The 17,309-nt window shown below is 43.8% G+C and carries 17 protein-coding genes; 10 read left to right on the top strand and 7 right to left on the bottom strand.

Annotated elements, in window-relative coordinates; translation table 11 throughout:
• The first annotated feature begins 292 nt into the window (after positions 1-292).
• Positions 293-1,654, top strand: a complete 1,362-nt coding sequence (locus F894_RS14060; RefSeq protein ID WP_005248410.1) for a multidrug efflux outer membrane protein AbuO — start codon at positions 293-295, stop codon at positions 1,652-1,654.
• 91 nt (positions 1,655-1,745) lie between these two features.
• Positions 1,746-2,465, top strand: a complete 720-nt coding sequence (gene phoU, locus F894_RS14055; protein WP_005108465.1) for a phosphate signaling complex protein PhoU — start codon at positions 1,746-1,748, stop codon at positions 2,463-2,465.
• Between the two features lie 60 nt (positions 2,466-2,525).
• On the opposite strand, the gene F894_RS14050 is transcribed toward phoU, so the two are convergent.
• On the bottom strand, positions 2,526-4,328 hold the full coding sequence (locus tag F894_RS14050) for an ABC transporter ATP-binding protein (RefSeq protein ID WP_005248409.1): 1,803 nt from the start codon (positions 4,326-4,328) through the stop codon (positions 2,526-2,528).
• A 151-nt stretch (positions 4,329-4,479) separates the two neighbouring features.
• Between F894_RS14050 and F894_RS14045 the strand changes: the two genes are divergently transcribed.
• Positions 4,480-5,100, top strand: a complete 621-nt coding sequence (locus F894_RS14045; protein ID WP_005248408.1) for an alpha-ketoglutarate-dependent dioxygenase AlkB family protein — start codon at positions 4,480-4,482, stop codon at positions 5,098-5,100.
• A gap of 49 nt (positions 5,101-5,149) precedes the next feature.
• On the opposite strand, the gene ruvX is transcribed toward F894_RS14045, so the two are convergent.
• On the bottom strand, positions 5,150-5,593 hold the full coding sequence (gene ruvX / locus F894_RS14040; RefSeq protein WP_005248407.1) for a Holliday junction resolvase RuvX: 444 nt from the start codon (positions 5,591-5,593) through the stop codon (positions 5,150-5,152).
• Positions 5,586-6,140, bottom strand: coding sequence for a YqgE/AlgH family protein (locus F894_RS14035; protein WP_004281085.1), 555 nt, complete (start codon positions 6,138-6,140; stop codon positions 5,586-5,588). The genes ruvX and F894_RS14035 overlap by 8 nt, the downstream gene beginning before the upstream one ends.
• Positions 6,141-6,829: 689 nt before the next feature.
• On the opposite strand from F894_RS14035, the gene F894_RS14030 reads away from it, so the two are divergent.
• From F894_RS14030 to F894_RS14015, 4 genes are read left to right on the top strand one after another with little or no spacing between them, the layout of a single operon-like run.
• Complete coding sequence (locus tag F894_RS14030; protein ID WP_034438391.1) at positions 6,830-8,188, top strand: COG3014 family protein; 1,359 nt, start codon at positions 6,830-6,832, stop codon at positions 8,186-8,188.
• 19 nt (positions 8,189-8,207) lie between these two features.
• Positions 8,208-8,609 (top strand): YcfL family putative periplasmic lipoprotein, encoded by a 402-nt coding sequence (locus tag F894_RS14025; RefSeq protein ID WP_005248406.1) that lies wholly within the window; start codon positions 8,208-8,210, stop codon positions 8,607-8,609.
• Positions 8,610-8,621: 12 nt separating this feature from the next.
• Positions 8,622-9,221 (top strand): penicillin-binding protein activator LpoB, encoded by a 600-nt coding sequence (gene lpoB, locus F894_RS14020; RefSeq protein ID WP_005108476.1) that lies wholly within the window; start codon positions 8,622-8,624, stop codon positions 9,219-9,221.
• Positions 9,222-9,273: 52 nt separating this feature from the next.
• The gene (locus F894_RS14015; protein WP_005108477.1) at positions 9,274-10,260 is read left to right on the top strand and encodes a CsgG/HfaB family protein; all 987 of its coding nucleotides are present in this window, start codon (positions 9,274-9,276) and stop codon (positions 10,258-10,260) included.
• Between the two features lie 86 nt (positions 10,261-10,346).
• Here F894_RS14015 and recN read toward each other — a convergent pair whose 3' ends face one another.
• Positions 10,347-12,008, bottom strand: a complete 1,662-nt coding sequence (gene recN, locus F894_RS14010) for a DNA repair protein RecN (RefSeq protein ID WP_005248405.1) — start codon at positions 12,006-12,008, stop codon at positions 10,347-10,349.
• Between the two features lie 440 nt (positions 12,009-12,448).
• Here recN and F894_RS14005 point away from each other — a divergent pair, with 440 nt between their 5' ends.
• From F894_RS14005 to F894_RS13995, 3 genes are all read left to right on the top strand, one after another.
• Complete coding sequence (locus F894_RS14005) at positions 12,449-12,772, top strand: pyrimidine/purine nucleoside phosphorylase (protein ID WP_004281089.1); 324 nt, start codon at positions 12,449-12,451, stop codon at positions 12,770-12,772.
• Positions 12,773-12,906: 134 nt separating this feature from the next.
• Entirely contained in the window at positions 12,907-13,656 is a 750-nt protein-coding gene (rlmB, locus tag F894_RS14000) for a 23S rRNA (guanosine(2251)-2'-O)-methyltransferase RlmB (RefSeq protein WP_005101440.1), read from the top strand.
• A 6-nt stretch (positions 13,657-13,662) separates the two neighbouring features.
• Positions 13,663-14,586 (top strand): DMT family transporter, encoded by a 924-nt coding sequence (locus F894_RS13995; protein ID WP_416201981.1) that lies wholly within the window; start codon positions 13,663-13,665, stop codon positions 14,584-14,586.
• Positions 14,587-14,607: 21 nt separating this feature from the next.
• Here the strand turns inward: F894_RS13995 and coaE are convergent, their stop codons facing one another.
• Genes coaE through F894_RS13980 form a run of 3 tightly spaced genes read right to left on the bottom strand, consistent with a single transcriptional unit; the run spans position 14,608 to position 17,298 of the window.
• Positions 14,608-15,207: a dephospho-CoA kinase gene (gene coaE, locus F894_RS13990; protein ID WP_005248403.1), complete on the bottom strand. Its 600-nt coding sequence runs from the start codon at positions 15,205-15,207 to the stop codon at positions 14,608-14,610.
• Between the two features lies 1 nt (position 15,208).
• Complete coding sequence (locus tag F894_RS15390; RefSeq protein WP_005248402.1) at positions 15,209-16,069, bottom strand: prepilin peptidase; 861 nt, start codon at positions 16,067-16,069, stop codon at positions 15,209-15,211.
• Complete coding sequence (locus F894_RS13980; RefSeq protein WP_005248400.1) at positions 16,069-17,298, bottom strand: type II secretion system F family protein; 1,230 nt, start codon at positions 17,296-17,298, stop codon at positions 16,069-16,071. Before F894_RS13980 ends, F894_RS15390 begins: the two co-directional genes overlap by 1 nt.
• Positions 17,299-17,309 lie beyond the last annotated feature (11 nt).

Raw genomic sequence — 17,309 nt, 5'->3', positions numbered from 1 at the left:
AACACTATGCTTCAGGACTCTGTATATATAGGTGAATTCAGAAAATAACGGCCTTACTGGGAGGTATATTGTATAGATCAAATTAAAATACTATGTTTAGTATTGTGAATTGCTTTGTTACATTGCAGACAGAGATCTTGAAAATTGAATTAATCGTGAATAAAACGCGATAGTTATATTAAAAAGTTAATAAAAATCATACGTAAAAATTCAAGAGATCTCTTTAGTATGGCTTAGCTTAAAGTGCCAGAATTTTTTAATCTGAATGGCTGTTAGGGGTGAACACTATAAAATGAAATTAAAACTCAGTGTCATGGCCGGTTTATTGCTATTAATTAGTCCGGCGATTTTTGCCCTGGATTTACAAGAAGCGTATGCACGCGCCCAGCAAAATGATCCAAATTGGCAGGCGAATGTGTTGCAGTACCAATCTGATCAGCTCAATCTGGGGATTGCCAGCGGAAATTTGCTGCCGACCGTGACTTTATCTGGAAATGTGACCCGTAAAAACCAGTCCGTCAACAACTTACAGCCTGAAGGTTTGCCTGCTGAATTTGGTGAGTTGCAAAGTTCCAGTACAACCAGCCGTCAGGTGGCCTTAACCGCACGCCAACCTTTATTTCGCTGGGATGCCTGGCAAGGTTATAAGCAGGTCAAGACCTCGGTCGAACTCAGTGAAGTCAATCTGCGTCTGCAAAAACAGCAGCATATTTTACAGGTGGCCGAAGCCTATTTTAATGTCTTGCGGCAGCAGTCTTTGACTACGGCTTATTTGCAGGAAGAGCAGGCACTGTCTGAGAAGTTACGGATGATGAATGCTAAGCTCAAAGAAGGTCTGGTAGCGCGCAGTGAGGTCAGTGAAGCCAATGCCCAGTATCAAAGTGCCCAAGCCAACCGGATTTCGACTCAAGTTCAGCTGGTACTGGCCCAAGAACAGCTGGCACAGTTAATCGGTCCTTATCAGGAAAATCTGGCGGTATTACGCAACGATTTTCAGTTTCAGAAACCGGTTCCAAGTGATATGCAGTCCTGGACTGAATTAGCACAAAGCCAGAATCTGAATATTCTGCAAGCGCGTCTGCAAAAGCGCTATTCTGAAGATGCCAAACGGGTCGAGCAGGCTGCGCTCTATCCGCAGGTCGAAGCGGTCGGAACCTATGGCTATTTAAAACAAAGTCCAGCCACGATCATGTCCAGCAATGGAGATTTCGACCAGATTGGGGTGGAAGTGAACTGGAATGTATTTAGCGGCGGACGCACACAAAAAAGTATCCGTCAGGCCGGTGTCAATGTGCAAAAAAGTGAAGCGCAACTGGATGCAGCCATCCGTAAAGCCAATACCGATGTGAAACAGTCCTTTATGCAGGTAGAAACCGATCAGGCCAAACTGAATGCACGTAAAGCCGCGATGGACTCTTCGGAAATTGTCTCACAAGCGTCCAGAGCCCAATATCAGGAAGGCTTAAAAACCATGGTCGATGTGTTGCTGGCACAGCGTAATGCCTTTTCTGCCAAGACCGATTATTTGAATGCCAAATATGATTATCTGTTGCATGTGCTGCAATTGCAGGCCTCGGTCGGGCAGTTAACCGAAAAGGAACTGGCAGAGCTGAATGCCTGGCTGATTGAATATGATTCGCCTCAGCCTCTATGAGGCTACTATTGTCATCAAACTTTCATCATAGATATGCTTTAATATGATTTATTATTGATCATTGTCCTCTATCGTTCAGGAGTAGCTTTCCTTGTGTCCAAATAATCCTGTATTAAGCCATCACATTTCTTCGCAATTTAATGAAGAACTGCAGGACGTAAATACCAAATTCATGACGATGGGCGGACTGGTAGAACAGCAGGTAGCTAATGCCATTCATGCCCTATTGGACACAGATGTCTCAATGGCAGTAGATGTGCAGTTTCAAGATAATGTCGTCAATCAGATGGAACGAGATATTGATGAAGCGCTGACCCTGATTCTGGCGCGCCGTCATCCTGCCGCGATTGATTTACGTATGGTGCTTGCCATGTCCAAGGCCAATACCGATCTGGAACGGATTGGCGATGAAGCCTCGAAAATAGGCCGAATTGCACAAAGCTTATGTGAAGAGGGCGGCTCACCGCGCGGTTATATGGAAACCCGGCATATTGGCAACCAGGTGCGGGTGATGATTCATGATGCACTGGATGCTTTTGCGCGTCTGGATGTAGATCAAGCTTTGAAGGTCATGTTGGCAGATGCGGATATTGACCGTGAGTATCAATCAGCCACACGTACGCTTATGACTTATATGATTGAAGATCCGCGGCATATCAGTCGTGTCATCAATGTATTATGGGTGCTGCGTTCGCTAGAAAGAATTGGCGATCATGCCCGGAATATTTCGGAACAGGTGATCTATATGGTCAAAGGTTTTGATGTGCGTCATACCAGCGTTGAAGAAATTGAACAAAAAGTTCAGCGTTAAACGTTCCAGACTTAAATAAAAAAACCTCCAGCTCGGAGGTTTTTTATTGGGATAGAAAAGCTAACTATGAGTTTCTTCCTCAGCATCATCTTCAAAAGTTTTGGCAATTTTTTCAATATTCAGGCTTTTGGCCATCGCATCAAAGATTTCCTTATATACGCCTTGCTGATGATAAAGCTGGTCGTGTTCACCATGTTCGGCAATCGTTCCTTCTTTCATTACATAGGTATAATCCGCATCAATAATCTGCGACAGGCTATGCGAAATGATGATCACGGTACGGCCTTGCTTGATCTGGTCCAGACTTTGTTTGATCTGTTCCGTGGCAATTGCATCCAGACTCGCCGTCGGTTCATCCAGAAAAATGATCGGTGGATTTTTCAGGAACATCCGTGCCAAGGCAATCCGTTGCTGCTGGCCGCCAGACAGCATCAAGGCATCGCTGTCATAGCCATCCGGTAACTGTAAAATCTGCTCATGAATCGAGGCTTTTTCTGCCGCTTCAATTACATCCTCCATTGAGGCAGTAGTTTTGCCGTAGCGGATATTGTCAAAAATCGTTCCCTGAAAAATATGGTTTTTTTGCAAGACCAGACCAATATGATCGCGCAGATATTGGGTGTCATAATCTTTCAGGTTAATGCCATCCAGTTTGATTTGGCCTTGCTGCGGTTCATAAAATTTATCCAGCAGACTGATCAGGGTAGATTTTCCGGCACCCGATAAGCCCACCAAGGCGGTAATTTTATTAGGGCGAATTTCCATATCAATATCTTTCAGGGCATGGTGGCCGTTTGGATAATAAAAATTCACGCCACTCAGTTCAAATTTTCCTTGGACAATAGGTTTCTGCTGACCGCTTTGTTCAATTTCATCATCGGCTTCCAGAATCTTGAAAAAGCTTTCTGAATAGATCATGGCATCATTCACTTCATCATAAATCCGGTGCAGGGATCGGATCGGGGCAGAGACATTATTAAATAGCAGCACATGAAACATGATCATGCCGATACTCATCTGGCCATCCAGCACAAAGTAGGAGGTTAGAATAATGATGAGTACAATCCCGATCTGTTCCAGAAAAGTTTTCAGGCCATCAAACAGGAAACTGGTCTGGCGGGTTTTCATCTGATTGTCGGTCAATTCACGCTGTAATCCCAACTGCTTTTCCGATTCAATCGACTCGCGGTTAAAAGACTTGATCACAGTAATCGAGTTGATGATACTGAGAATACCCTGACTCTTTTTTTCCCGGCCATCGCGAAGACTGCGGCGCCAGCCTCCCAGCTTTTGCGCCTGCTTATAGGTCAGCCAGAAATAGATCGGGACAATGGCAGTCGCGACCAGACCCACATAGACATTGGCATAGTACATCAGCCCCAAAGCTACAATGGCACTGGTAAATAACGGTAAAATATCAATAAAAAAGATCTGTACCAGACGGGTCAGTGAGCCAATACCACGGTCAATCCGGGTCTGTAATTTACCGGCCTGGTTATTTTCCTGATTAAAAAATTCCAGCCGGTATTTTAAAAACTTTTCAATAATCCCTTGGGCTAGGTCCTGAGAGACAAAAATCCGCAGTTTTTCACCATAGAACTTCTGCCCGAACTGGACAAAGGCATTGATAATCTCTTTGCCGAGCAAAATCGCCGAAATCGTGATCAGAATATGCCAGCCTTGTTCCAGTCCTTGACCGGCTTCGAGTAACGAATTGATACTGTCGACCGCATATTGCAAGGTAATGGCATTGACCTGTGCGGTGAATGAACCGATCAGGGTGAGAATCAGCGTGGCAATCACCAGCAACCGGTAAGGCTGAACAAAGGGACGAAGTTTCTGAAACAGCTGCCATAAGTTCATAAAAGGATTATTTTTATTGTGAAAGTTGAATTCAGTCTAGGCAGGAATCAGGCAAGCCACAAGCATAAATGTTGTAGTCATTTGTGAAGAGCAGTTGTAATTTTTTAGGTCGAATGTCAGTATTTTCATGTGGATACTGGATCTGACGGATATGACTTTCGATTTATTTGCACCCCAGCCGCAAGCCAATGTATTACCTTTTGATGGGGTAGTAGAAGATTATGGCCTGATTTTGGATCAGGAACAAAGCCAGCAGTATCTACAGCATTTTCTCAGTCAGCTGGCCTGGCAACATGATGAAGTGCATTTATTTGGCAAGCACCATGTCACAGGCCGCCAGGTGGTCTGGTATGGCGATGAACATTATCAGTATCGTTATTCTGGTACGCTTAAGCAAGCTCAGGTATGGACACCCGGATTATTCCGTTTAAAGCAACATATTGAAATTCTGGTCGGTCATCCCTTTAATTCCTGTCTGGCCAATTTGTATGAAGATGGTTCTCAAGGCTTGGGCTGGCATAGTGATGATGAGCCGGCGTTATATACAGGTACTTCTCGGGCAAATGTCATTGCTTCTCTGAGTCTGGGAGCCACCCGTAAAATGAGCTTTAAGCATAAAATTCGTAGCGATAAAGTCGATGTGCTGTTACACAGTGGACAGTTGATTGTGATGCGTGGCGCGACTCAGCAACACTGGAAGCATAGTATCAGCAAAACCAGCAAAGTTTTAACACCACGAATTAACCTGACTTTTCGTTATTTTTATCCTTAAGAAGCATTTTGCAGCATAAAAAAGCACCCTGAAGGATGCTGATTACAGATTAAGGCGTGATCCCGGCTGGATGGCGATACCAGCTCTCAATCAACAAGGCAGCTGCAATGCTGTCGGCAGAGAGTTTCTTGCCGCGACCTTGAGCCTGATAATGCTCCAGTTCATCGCGTGCTTCACGGGTGGTCAAACGTTCATCCACCATCCAGGTTTCAATATTGGTCTGATGACGTAAACGGCGGGCAAATTTTCGCGCCCGTGTCGACAGCTCCGATTCACTATCATCCATATTCAATGGTAAGCCGACCAGAAATAAATTCGGTTGATGGCTTTTCACGATTTTGAGCAGTTCATCCCAGTTGGGAACACCATCTTTCATGGGAAATAAGGGTAGGGGATTGGCACTAGCAATCAGGGATTGTCCAACCGACATTCCCATTTTTTGTGTACCAAAATCAAACGCCATAATGGTTTGTGGCGCGTTTACATCAGGCATGTCCAATCTCGGAAGATAACCAGTTGCGGTCTACACCCATTTTTTTATAGGCAGCGTCCCAACGGTCGTTATAAGGTAAGTTAAAAATCAGATCCATATCGGAATCACAAATCAGCCAGTCACCACGGGCAATTTCTTGTTCCAGCTGGTGTTTGCCCCAACTGGCATAACCGAGGGCAATCTGATAGCGACCGACACCTTCATTATGTGCAATGGCATCCAGAATATCTTTGGAGGTAGTAATGCAGACATTTTCACCCACGGCGATGGAGGAATGCCAGGTCGGCTGACCGGTATGCAAGACAAAGCCGGCTTCAGGGCGCAAAGGGCCACCTTGCAATACCTCATGCGGATTGACATTATCTGCTTCAATATCCAGATCATTCAGCAATTCTTTAATTTGAATGCCGGCAGGTCGATTGATAATGATGCCTTGGGCACCATCTTCATCATGACGAGCGAGATAAATGACCGTCTGGGCAAAAAAATCATCATTCGCATGCGGCGGTGCAATCAGACAACGATGTGTCAGAAACTGTTTGGTCACCTGAGCAGTTCTCCCAAAGTCAGTATGCTATGCAGTCTGAAAAAGTGAAGCATGGCCTACGGGCCTAATTGTAATCACTCAAACAGCGGCTTTCTTCCTGCTAGTTATCCCATAAAATGCTTAGGCTGACAACTTGGATATGGGGTAAATCAGGCATGAACAGGTTAAGGCCGGTTTTAAAATTCCTTTTAAAAAGACCTTCAGTGATTTTATTTAAATGATGGGAGGTAGTTTTAAGTGAACTGTACCGGGTTTGTCGGAGACTTTTTTATTTATGCTAAAACAGCCAGATAAACCGAGTAAAAACTTACTTAAATTTTAATAAAAAATATTAAATATATTGTGGTGGAATGAATTAAATAATAACAATAGATCATTCATGGTTAAAAGTAGACTATATATAGTTTCTTGCTTTTAAATAGAATTTATCTGAAAACTAAAGGCAAGTTATTACAATCTCAGCTCATTAATTAAGCTCTAACTATATTTCGATACATAGTTTCTAGTGATTAAAAAATGGTCAATATTAGATAACAAACTATAATATTTGTTTATTTATGTAATAAATTTGCGATATATTGTACAGAATATTTCAATTATTATACAAAATATACATATTGAAACCATATTGCTTTGTTCGTAGAATGCAGAAATTTTCATCTTTAATTTATTTTTTTAATGGGGTTGTTATGCATCATATTTTAAAAGGGACTTTAATTTCTGCGCTATTTTCTGTGTCGGTCACTTCACAGGCAGCAGTATTTAGTAGTTATAATGAAGAAGGTAGTTTTTTCCGTAGTCATTTGAATAGCGCTTTATCTGAAAACCTCATTACTCAGTTTAAGGACAAAGCTGATTCAAAGGATGGAGTTTTATATTTACTTGAACAAGCCCGCTTATTACAAGTTAACCATCAATATGAAGAAAGCCGAGATTATTATAAGCAAGCCTTTACGCTGTTAGAAAAACAAAAAAATCGGGCCAAAATTAGTGTGTCCCGAATGGGGTTTAAGGCTCTTGCCATGGTCAGCAATGACTCTGTAGTGCCTTATCTGGTACCAGCACATGAGCAGGTGCTGGCGCATATTTCCCAAGCTAAAAACTATATTTTCTTAAAGGATCTGGAAGCTGCTGCGGTAGAAATGCGCGTGGCTCAGGGCCTCCAGCGTGAAATCGAATTGTTGCACCAAAAAGAACTAGAAAAGAAAAAAGACAAAGTAGCTAAAAACACGGAAGCAGAGAAGAATCTAAGTGTGCTGGATGAAGCTTTTGTCGGTCTGGACCCCATAGCCGGCAAGATTAAGAACAGCTATCAGAATGCCTACGCTTTTTATATGGCAGCCAATTTATGGGAAACCTTGGGTGAATACAATGATGCCTTGGTTGATTATAAGAAAGCTTATGAGTTACAACCAGATAAGCAAATTTCCGAAGACGTGAAACGTCTGGATCAACTGGTCACACAGCATAAGAAGGGTAGTGTTCCGGTGATTGTATTTATCGAACAGGGAATTGTACCGCAAAAGGTGGAAAATAAAATTGATGTCCCTACACCGGGCGGTTTAATCAATATTGCTTTTGCGACCTATGAACCAAGTACCTATGTGATACCAACTAGCCTGAAAGTGAAAGTCAATAATAAAGCTTTACAAGACAGTTATGTGATTAGTGATATTGGTGCTTTGGCCGTCAAGGACCTCAAAGAAAAAATTATGGCGAATGTGAGCAGTCAGGTGCTGCGCGCCACTGCAAAATATGCCGCACAAAAAGAACTTGGTAACCAGTTTGGTGTGTTTGGTCAACTTGCCGGTAACGTCTTAAATATGGCGACTGAGCGTGCTGACTTGCGTGGCTGGAGTACCTTGCCGAGTAATGCCCAGATTGCGCGCTTAAATTTAACGCCGGGCAAACATAATTTACAACTTTCTAGCGGGAGTGTATCTAGCTCTCCGGTCACCCTAGATGTGAAAGCCAATCAAACAGTGTTTGTCTATGCCCATCATGTTAATGACAAAATTACGGCTAGTGTAAGCACCATTCCACATTAATCATAAATAAGGGAACAATATGAAACGTCAATTTAGCTTTGCTGTACTTGGTTTAGGGGCGCTGTTCATGGTGGGTTGTACCGCACCGAATGCCTTATCTACCCAAACCAATGCCAATAATGAAATGAGTATCCGCACCATTACCAATAATCCGGTATTAACTACGGAAGTCTTTGTGGAACGTGTGAATATGAGCTTGGTTGGTGATTTAAAGCGTGCTTCAATCGCGATCAAAAACCGCCGTTTTAACAATAAAGATTTTAGCTACAAGATTGTTTGGGTGGATGCACAAGGTGTGGAAGTTAATCCTGAAGGTGCCATCTGGAAGCCGATCCAGTTAACCGGACGTGAAACCAAAGGTGTGCAGTCCTTGGCGCCAAATCCATCTGCTGTTGATGTTGTTGTGTATTTGAAAAAATAAGAGAGACTTGAAATGAACGCAAAATTGATTTTCGCCGCATTGGCAACTACGACACTGCTTAGTGGCTGTGCCTCTACTGGTTCAGTAAGTTATGGTGATGCCCAAGCAGTCGAAACCTTAACCACAGACTTTGGTTCAACTGACTTGCAAATGATTGCAGCCAAAATGGTGGATGACATGTTGATGTTCCCGCCAGTGGTGCAAATGACCCAAAACCGCCGTCCGGTCATTGTCCTTGATCGGATTCATAACAAAACCCAGGAACATATCGATACCGAATCGATTACTGACAGTATTCAGAACAAACTAATCAATTCTGGAAAATTTCGTTTTGTTGATATGAAATCGGTGAATGCGGTGGCACAGCAGCTAGCTTATCAAAAGCAAAGCGGTATGGTGAACCAGTCAACAGCAGTACGTGCCGGTGGTCATATTGGTGCCGAATTTATGCTAAATGGCAACTTGTCGAGTATTGTGAAGAATGCCGGTGGCAAGAGTGATGTGTATTACAAGTTCACTTTTAAATTGCAAAACCTGCAAACTGGTATCGTAGAGTGGACTGGCGAGAAAGAAATCCGTAAGGCAGGCAAACGCTCGACTTTTGGTCTGTAATTTCAATGAAGGTCACTGTGCTTTTGGCACAGTGACTGTAGAAGAATATAATATGAAAAAAATATTACTTGCAGGCCTGTTGTCTGGATTGTTGAGCGCTCCAGCCTTTGCAGCCATTAAAGAAGTGGTTAAAGAAGCCAGTGGAAGTGGTCCAACTCAACACCAGGCGATTTCTGAAGCCTTATTAATTGCTGTGCAATCGGTAAATGGTGCTTCAGTTTCTTCCCAAATGAATTATGAAGAGACTGTTTCTGTATCGGTGAATAATCAGGGCTGGAGTTATAACGGTAAAGTTTCACCAGTTTTTAGTGTGGCAAATCAAGGTTCAGGTTCAGTGACCAAGTTTCAGGTGCTGAGTGTGACGGGTGCAAAAAATAATTACCGTGCCAAAGTTCGCGCACATGTGGTGAAGTTTGAATCGACTGTACAAGACCAGCATTTGCGCAGGATTGCAGTATTGCCATTCCAGATGGCCGAGAAAAATAACCGACTGGCCAATGACACATCTGCCTATGAGTTTAGTCAGGAATTATCCGATACTTTAGGAAATTATCTGGCTCAAAGCGGACAGTTGAGTGTGGTAGATCGTCATTATCTGGATGAAATGCAGTCTGAAAATGCATTCCTGTATTGGGATGGTGCACCGCATGAGCTGGCGCGTATCGGTCAGAAAGTTGGAGCAGACTATTTACTGGTGGGACGAATTAATGATCTGTCTAGTGCCAGCCATCAGCAAATGTATGGTTTGAATGCCGGCGCTGAACAAGTGCGTTTAAGCTGGCGTGTCATTGAAGCCAATACCAGTAAAGTGGTAGCAGCGGGCACTTTCAATCGAACTCTGTCTAATTTAATGACACAGAATATTCTGACCAATAGTTTAAATGACAGTACGGCGGATAAAATTGCTCAGGGCTTAAACCCGGAAATTTTACAGGGCTTAAAATTACAGCCTGTACAGTCTCAGACTGGTCAATCTTATGATTCATCACCGGGCTATGAAATGACGCCAGGTTCAAGCGATCAACCTGTAAAATGGTAAGTTAATATTAGTTCGAATGATTTTTAACACATAAAAAATCTCTGACCTAAATGCAGGGATTTTTTATGTGTCGCTTTACAAGTAGCTCAAGCCTGCTGAAATTTCAGCTGACGTAACTGGCGGGCATGTTGCAAGGTGGTTTCACTAATCTCTACACCGCCTGTCATTCTTGCAAGCTCCTGAATAATTTCATTTTCCTCAAGGTCAATGATTGTGCTGCTGGCAGGATCAGTCTGCTGTTTTTTTACCAGTAGATGCTGATCAGATTGTGCTGCCACTTGTGCCTGATGGGTAATACACAGAATCTGTACATGCTGGGCCAGATCGGCCAGTAAACGCCCGACAATCTCTGCGGTACCACCACTAATCCCGACATCAATTTCATCAAAGACCAGCACTTCAGCTTCGGTTTTTTCCGCATTCATGACTTGCATCACTAGCGCAATACGCGAGAGTTCACCGCCTGATGCAACCCGGGCCAAAGGCTGTGCCGGAATGCCTTTATTGGCAGTAAACAGCAATTGAATAAAGCTGAGACCTTCACTAGAGGGATGCTCCAAAGGCTCAAACTTGAACTCAAAATGTGCTTCAGGCAATGCCAGTTGTTTGACCTGCTCAGTGAGCTGCTTGGCCAACGGTGCTGCGGCTTCACGGCGAATCTGATCCAGATGTTGGGCTTTATCCAGAAACTCCTGATAAGAAACCGCGACCTGTTCAGCCAGTGTTTCCGGATCTTCCAGTTGATGCAGCTGTTCTAATTCGGTTTGCCAGGCTTCATATTCTTCTTTGAGTAATTCTGGCTGGGTACGATATTTACGTGCCAGACGATGGAAGATTTCTAAAGTCGAATTTAGTACTTCCATGCGTTCCGGATCAAAACTCTGCCGATCCATAAACTGGCGTAAATTCGCTGCTGCATCTTCAAGTTCGCTTTGGGCATTCAGCAGGGAGGTGTAAATTCCGGAAAGCTGTTCGCTACGACCGGCATGTGATTCCATGCGACGTAGAATGGAAGCCAGTTCTTGGGAAATATTCTGTTCGCCTTCATCCAGACTATTCAGGCTATAGACACAGTCCTGCATGATCGCTTCATGATGGGAAAGCCGGTCAAATTCCTGTTCAATCTCCTGATAATCCGTCTGAACAATTTCTTCCAGTTCTTCTAGCTGCAGTTCCAAGGTTTCCATGCGTTGCTTACGGGTCGCTTGTGCATCTAGCGCTGCCTGATGCTGACGAATATTTTTCTGCCAAGTGCTATACGCATCACGTACTGCTTGAGCCGGCGCATAAAAATGATAATAACGATCCAGCCAGTGCTTCGGATAAGGTGGTTCTAATAATTGTTGCTGACTATGCTGGCTATAGAGTTGTACTAGTAAACGCCCAATTTCTTTCAGTTCAGACAGGCTGCTCGGACGTCCATTGATCCAGGCCTTACTACGGCCGGTGGCAAAAATCACCCGTCGTAAATGAATTTCACCTGATTCATCATCCAGCTCATGCTCTTTCAACCAGGCTGCTTCAGGACTGTGTTCCTGATAGCTGAAGCTGGCGGTGACATCCGCCTTTTCCGTACCATAACGCACATAATTGGTATCGGTTCGCTCACCCAGACAGGCAGACAATGCATCCAGTAACAGGGATTTACCTGCACCGGTTTCACCGGTTAAAACGTTAAAACCTTTATCAATATCAATAGCAAGATGCTCGGCTAAAGCAAAATTGATCAGAGTTAAATGTGTCAGCATAAACGCATCCGGGCTGCGAAAAGTTTGATTGAAATAGCCTGATGTTGGATTGGGGTCACAACATGGCTGTGATTATTATAAATCAGGACGAATCAATTTCATTCTATCTTAAATTTTAACGATTCATATATGCTTATTTCACTGTATTTTCGCAAGAAGCTGACTCAGAAGTCCGTTAATTCACTGCTGATTTTCATATTTTTGACATCCCCAATCTTTAAATTAATGACTCAATTCAGCTTATTTCAAAAGAGAATGCACAAATCGAAACTGAAGCTCATCTACCAGCAAAATACAGGCCAAAACATCCTACAAATAGAAGGGATTCAGCGATACAGAATATTTTATCGGCGTCGATAAACTTCGATTGATTAGTTGAGGGTGCACATTTAAACTACAGCAATCAAAATATTACAAAATGCTTTATCTGGAGAAATCGCATGTCAGCTCAGTTTGATCATGTATCGGTACTTAAAAAATCTAATGTATATTTCGGCGGGTTGTGTATTAGTCACATTGTACAATTTGAAGATGGGACCAAGAAAACGTTGGGTGTCATTCTGCCATCAGAAAATGCCTTGACCTTTGAAACACATGTTCCTGAGCGCATGGAAATTGTTTCAGGTGAATGCCGTGTTCAGATTGGCGATAGCGAAGAAAGTGAGCTGTTCCGTGCGGGGCAGTCTTTCTATGTGCCGGGCAATAGCCGTTTTAAAATCGAAACCGATGATGTGCTGGACTATGTCTGCCATTTTGAAGGTTAAGTCCAGATTCAAGATCAGTGCAAACCGGGCAAGAAATTTCAGTGCGAATCGGTTAAACTAATCAGCTATAGAAATCCTGTGAAGTCAGCTTTACGGGATTTTTCTTTTGTATATAACTAATCTAGAGGTCGTTCATGGCAAAACCTGAATATTTTTATGGCGTACATTCAGTGGAGTCATTGTTAGAGCTTGAGCCTGAACGTGTCTTGACATTATTCACTCTCAAAGGACGCGATGATCAGCGTTTAAAGCGTGTACTGGAACTGGCTGAACCGTTTGGGATCAGTGTGCAGCAAGCCAGCCGTGATAAACTGGAGAAACTGGCCGGGCAACCGTTTCACCAAGGTGTGGTCGCTGCGGTACGTGCACATCCGACCCTGAATGAAAAAGATCTTGAGTCATTATTGAGTGCGAATCCTCAAGCATTGTTATTGGCTCTTGATCATATTACCGATCCGCACAATCTCGGTGCCTGTATCCGTACAGCCGCTGCAATGGGCGTTGAGGCAGTGATTGCGCCACGTGATCGTTCTGCAACTTTAACCCCGACAGCACGTAAAGTGGCTGCTGGTGGTGCGGACAAAGTCAAATTCATTCAGGTGACCAATCTGGCGCGTACTTTGGGTCAAATCAAAGAAGATTTTAATGTTCGTGTGGTTGGTACCATGCTGGATGAAAAAGCGCTGCCGATTCAGAATTTTGATTTTACCGGTACCGGGGTTTGTGTGGTGATGGGTGCGGAAGATACCGGCCTACGTCCAATTACCCAAAGCCAATGTGATCAGACCGTGTATATCCCGATGGCAGGTAATCTGCAAAGTCTGAATGTCAGTGTGGCTACAGGTATGGCACTGTATGAAGCCTGCCGTCAGCGTAACCTTTAATTGATGATGGCATTGTCAGACCGTACCCAAGGCTATGTTTTTTTAGTTGTTACCATGTGCATCTGGGGCGGTTTTACCTTAACGGCCCGCCTGAATGCACTTTGGCAGATCAGTGCCTGGGATATTGTGGCCTTGCGTTTTTCTCTGGCCTTCCTGATTCTGATGCCGATCTTGCTCTATCGTAAAGAGGCCGCTTTTTTACTGAAAAAAGAGCCTTTTATTTTAGCGATGATTGGTGGGGTGATTTACTGCCTGTTTGCCTATAGCGCTTTTCACTACGCACCTACCGCCCATGCTGCAATTTTCTTGAATGGCTGTATTCCAATCTGTACCGCGATTATGGCTTTTTTTCTGATGGGGCAGGCTTTTGATAAACATACCTGGGCCAGCCTGATCATTATGATCGTAGTACTGTGTCTCATGAGTATGCTGATGTATAGGGAAACTGGTGTGGCCTTTGGAGCAGGAGACGGACTGTTTTTTATTAGTGCTATACTTTGGGCGATTTTTACCGTTTTATTGCGTAAATATCAGCTAACTGCATGGCAGGCAATGTGTGGTGTCGCGATCTGGTCGGCAGTGGTTTATGTGCCGATTTATCTGCTATTTTTACCGAAAAACCTGAATGTGCCTGAACCCAAGCATTTACTGTTTCAGACCATTTTTCACGGCATATTTGTGGTGATTATTGCCACTTTAAGCTATGTGGAAGCCATCAAGCGTCTCGGTGCATTTAAGGCAGGCAGTATTACCAATCTTGCACCTTTTATTGCGGCAATTCTGGCTGTACCTTTATTAAATGAAACTTTAAGCCTGGCCATGGTGTGTGGCCTGATGGGTATGGCAGTTGGGGCCTTACAGCCATGGCGCTGGTTACAGCATCAGGACAGTCTAAGCCAAAAATTAGCAGAACAAAAAAAACAGTCTTAATCAGACTGTTTTTTTTATGCTTCAGCTGGCTGCCATGTTTAAATATTTTTGATGTAATAGTCTGAGATGAGCATAGAGATGACCCAGATGACCATCATTTAGGACAATATCATCGGCCATGGTCTGCTTTTGTTCGCGGGACATTTGGGCAGCAATGATATTGCGAATTTGTTCGATATTCTGGCCGTCACGTTGTGAGGCCCGCTCAATTTGCAGTTCGATGGTGGCGTCAATCAGTAAGGTATGCTGAGTGAGTTCGTGCTGATTGGTCTCAAATAGTAGTGGTGAAACCAGAATGGCATAGGGACTTTGCGCAGCATGTAGTTGCTGGATAATGGAAGTACGAATTGCCGGATGGGTAATACTTTCCAGAGTTTTGCGTGCTTCAGGAGACTGGAAGATATATTCACGCAGGGCACGACGATTCAGTGAGCCATCGGCAAGCAGTACCCAATCGCCAAAAGCCTGCTGAATCTGGGTAAGTGCAGGCTGCCCAATTTCGACCACTTCACGCGCTACCACATCGGCATCGACTACCGTGATCCCTTGTGCTTCAAACCACTGACTGGCAGCAGACTTGCCACTGCCAATCCCGCCGGTTAAACCGAGTACAAATTTCAATTTACTGACCTAAATACACTTTCATAATTTGTTCACCCCAAAGAAAAGCGATCCAACCGGCAATAGCAATATAAGGACCAAAAGCAAAAGGCTGATTTTCCTTGCGAACTTTTAGCAGAATGATGCCAATAATCGCACCTACCAGGGAAGACAGCAGCACAATTAAAGGCAGTAATAATGGACCCATCCAGGCACCCAAAGCCGCTAGCAATTTAAAATCGCCATAACCCATGCCTTCCTTGCCGGTAATGATTTTAAACAGGTAATACACCACCCATAGACACAGAAAACCAATGATATAGCCCCAGATGGCAGAGCTTGGAGAGGTATAGAGTGCATAACTATTTACCCCTAAACCTAGCGCGGCCAAGGGCAGTGTATAACGGTCAGGCAATAACTGGGTATCAAAATCAATAAAGGTTAGGGCAATCAGCACATAAGTCAGGATCAGTCCAAACAGCATTTGCATTGTCGGGCCAAATACTGCTACGACAAGTAGTGCACAAACTGCCGTCAGAATTTCAACCAAAGGATAACGGATGCTGATAGGATTCTGACAGTTCGCACACTTGCCACGCAGGACCAGCCAGCTGATAACTGGAATATTCTGGTACCAGCGGATTGGCTGATGACATTTAGGGCAAGTCGAAGCGGGTTTGCTTAAACTTAATTTCGCTTCATTAATCACCGGCTGTTCTGGATGCAGGAACATCTGGCAATCGGTACGCCATTCTTGTTCCATCATCTTGGGCGTACGGTAAATCACTACATTTAGAAAGCTGCCGATACATAAACTAAAAAGCCCAACTGCGATATACAGCGCCGTTGGGTTTTGAATAAAATATTGAATAAGATCTTGCATTAAACCACAGAACCCATTTGGAAGATTGGAAGGTACATGGCAATCACCAGACCACCAACGAGCACACCGAGAACAGCCATAATTAGCGGTTCCATCATCGAAGTTAAGCCGTCAACCGCATTATCAACTTCGTTTTCATAATGTGTTGCTACTTTATCCAGCATGGCATCTAATGCACCGGATTCTTCACCAATTGCGACCATTTGGACTGCCATGGATGGGAATTTGTTGGTCACGCGCATGGCAAACTGTAGTTGTTGACCTGTGGCGACATCTTCACGGATTTTCATCACGGCATCTTCATACACCACATTATTGGTGGCGCCGGCAGTAGATTCCAGTGCATCAATCAACGGTACACCGGCTGCGAAAGTCGTGGCCAAGGTGCGGCTATAACGTGCAATAATCGCTTTATATACCAAATCTCCAAAAATCGGTGCTTTAAGTGCCGCCTTATCCAGAAAATCGCGGAATTTTTTGCTACGTTTTTTGGCTTCAAGAAAAATGGTAATTACTATTCCAATGGCAATAATCAGTATAAACCAATATTTTTGCATCCATTCCGACATATTGACCACCATTTTGGTAAAAGCAGGCAGGTCGGCGCCAAATGAAGAGAATAAGTCCTGGAAAACCGGGACTACTTTGACCATCAGGATAATGGTAACAATCAGGGCGACAACGATTACTGTAGCCGGATATTTCATGGCTTTTTTGATTTTTTGCTTGAGCAGTTCACTTTTTTCTTTATAAATTGCAACACGATCCAGCATTGTCTCTAAAGCACCAGACTGTTCACCTGATTCCACCAGCGAACAGAATAATTTATCGAAGTATTGTGGATATTTACGCAGTGCTCCAGCGAAAGTGTTACCACCCTCGACCTCGCCTTTAATACCCAGTACGACTTCACGCATGGCTGGATTTTCCAAACCCTCTGCGACAATTTCAAAGCCTTGTACCAGTGGTACCCCGGCTTTCATCATGGTCGCCAACTGTCGGGTAAAAATCGTAATATCCAGTGTCGAGACTTTTTTCTTCATCAAGCCTTGGAGAATATTTTTTTTCTTTTCCCGAATGGTCCTGATACTGATGCCTTGTTTTCGAAGAGCCACCTTGGCCAAAGCCATATTTTTCGCTGGCAATTCCCCCTTGATCTTTGCCCCTTTACGATCAATTCCTTCATAGCTGAAGATCGGCATCATCTGGCCTTTCTTTACTGCTGCCATACCTTTATCCT

The sequence above is a fragment of the Acinetobacter sp. CIP 51.11 genome (assembly GCF_000369665.1).
In the GTDB taxonomy this organism is placed as follows: Bacteria; Pseudomonadota; Gammaproteobacteria; order Pseudomonadales; family Moraxellaceae; genus Acinetobacter; species Acinetobacter lwoffii_S.
This window is presented reverse-complemented; position numbering and strand designations above follow the sequence as displayed.

What these genes read in the sequence shown, in the direction of transcription:
- F894_RS14015 (WP_005108477.1), top strand. Translation starts at nt 9,274, where the DNA reads ATGAAAAAAATATTACTTGCAGGCCTGTTGTCTGGATTGTTGAGCGCT.
- recN (WP_005248405.1), bottom strand. Translation starts at nt 12,008, where the DNA reads ATGCTGACACATTTAACTCTGATCAATTTTGCTTTAGCCGAGCATCTT.
- F894_RS14050 (WP_005248409.1), bottom strand. Translation starts at nt 4,328, where the DNA reads ATGAACTTATGGCAGCTGTTTCAGAAACTTCGTCCCTTTGTTCAGCCT.
- F894_RS14025 (WP_005248406.1), top strand. Translation starts at nt 8,208, where the DNA reads ATGAAACGTCAATTTAGCTTTGCTGTACTTGGTTTAGGGGCGCTGTTC.
- rlmB (WP_005101440.1), top strand. Translation starts at nt 12,907, where the DNA reads ATGGCAAAACCTGAATATTTTTATGGCGTACATTCAGTGGAGTCATTG.
- F894_RS13980 (WP_005248400.1), bottom strand. Translation starts at nt 17,298, where the DNA reads ATGGCAGCAGTAAAGAAAGGCCAGATGATGCCGATCTTCAGCTATGAA.
- F894_RS14045 (WP_005248408.1), top strand. Translation starts at nt 4,480, where the DNA reads ATGACTTTCGATTTATTTGCACCCCAGCCGCAAGCCAATGTATTACCT.
- F894_RS14005 (WP_004281089.1), top strand. Translation starts at nt 12,449, where the DNA reads ATGTCAGCTCAGTTTGATCATGTATCGGTACTTAAAAAATCTAATGTA.
- lpoB (WP_005108476.1), top strand. Translation starts at nt 8,622, where the DNA reads ATGAACGCAAAATTGATTTTCGCCGCATTGGCAACTACGACACTGCTT.
- ruvX (WP_005248407.1), bottom strand. Translation starts at nt 5,593, where the DNA reads ATGCCTGATGTAAACGCGCCACAAACCATTATGGCGTTTGATTTTGGT.
- F894_RS13995 (WP_416201981.1), top strand. Translation starts at nt 13,663, where the DNA reads ATGGCATTGTCAGACCGTACCCAAGGCTATGTTTTTTTAGTTGTTACC.
- F894_RS14060 (WP_005248410.1), top strand. Translation starts at nt 293, where the DNA reads ATGAAATTAAAACTCAGTGTCATGGCCGGTTTATTGCTATTAATTAGT.
- F894_RS14030 (WP_034438391.1), top strand. Translation starts at nt 6,830, where the DNA reads ATGCATCATATTTTAAAAGGGACTTTAATTTCTGCGCTATTTTCTGTG.
- F894_RS15390 (WP_005248402.1), bottom strand. Translation starts at nt 16,069, where the DNA reads ATGCAAGATCTTATTCAATATTTTATTCAAAACCCAACGGCGCTGTAT.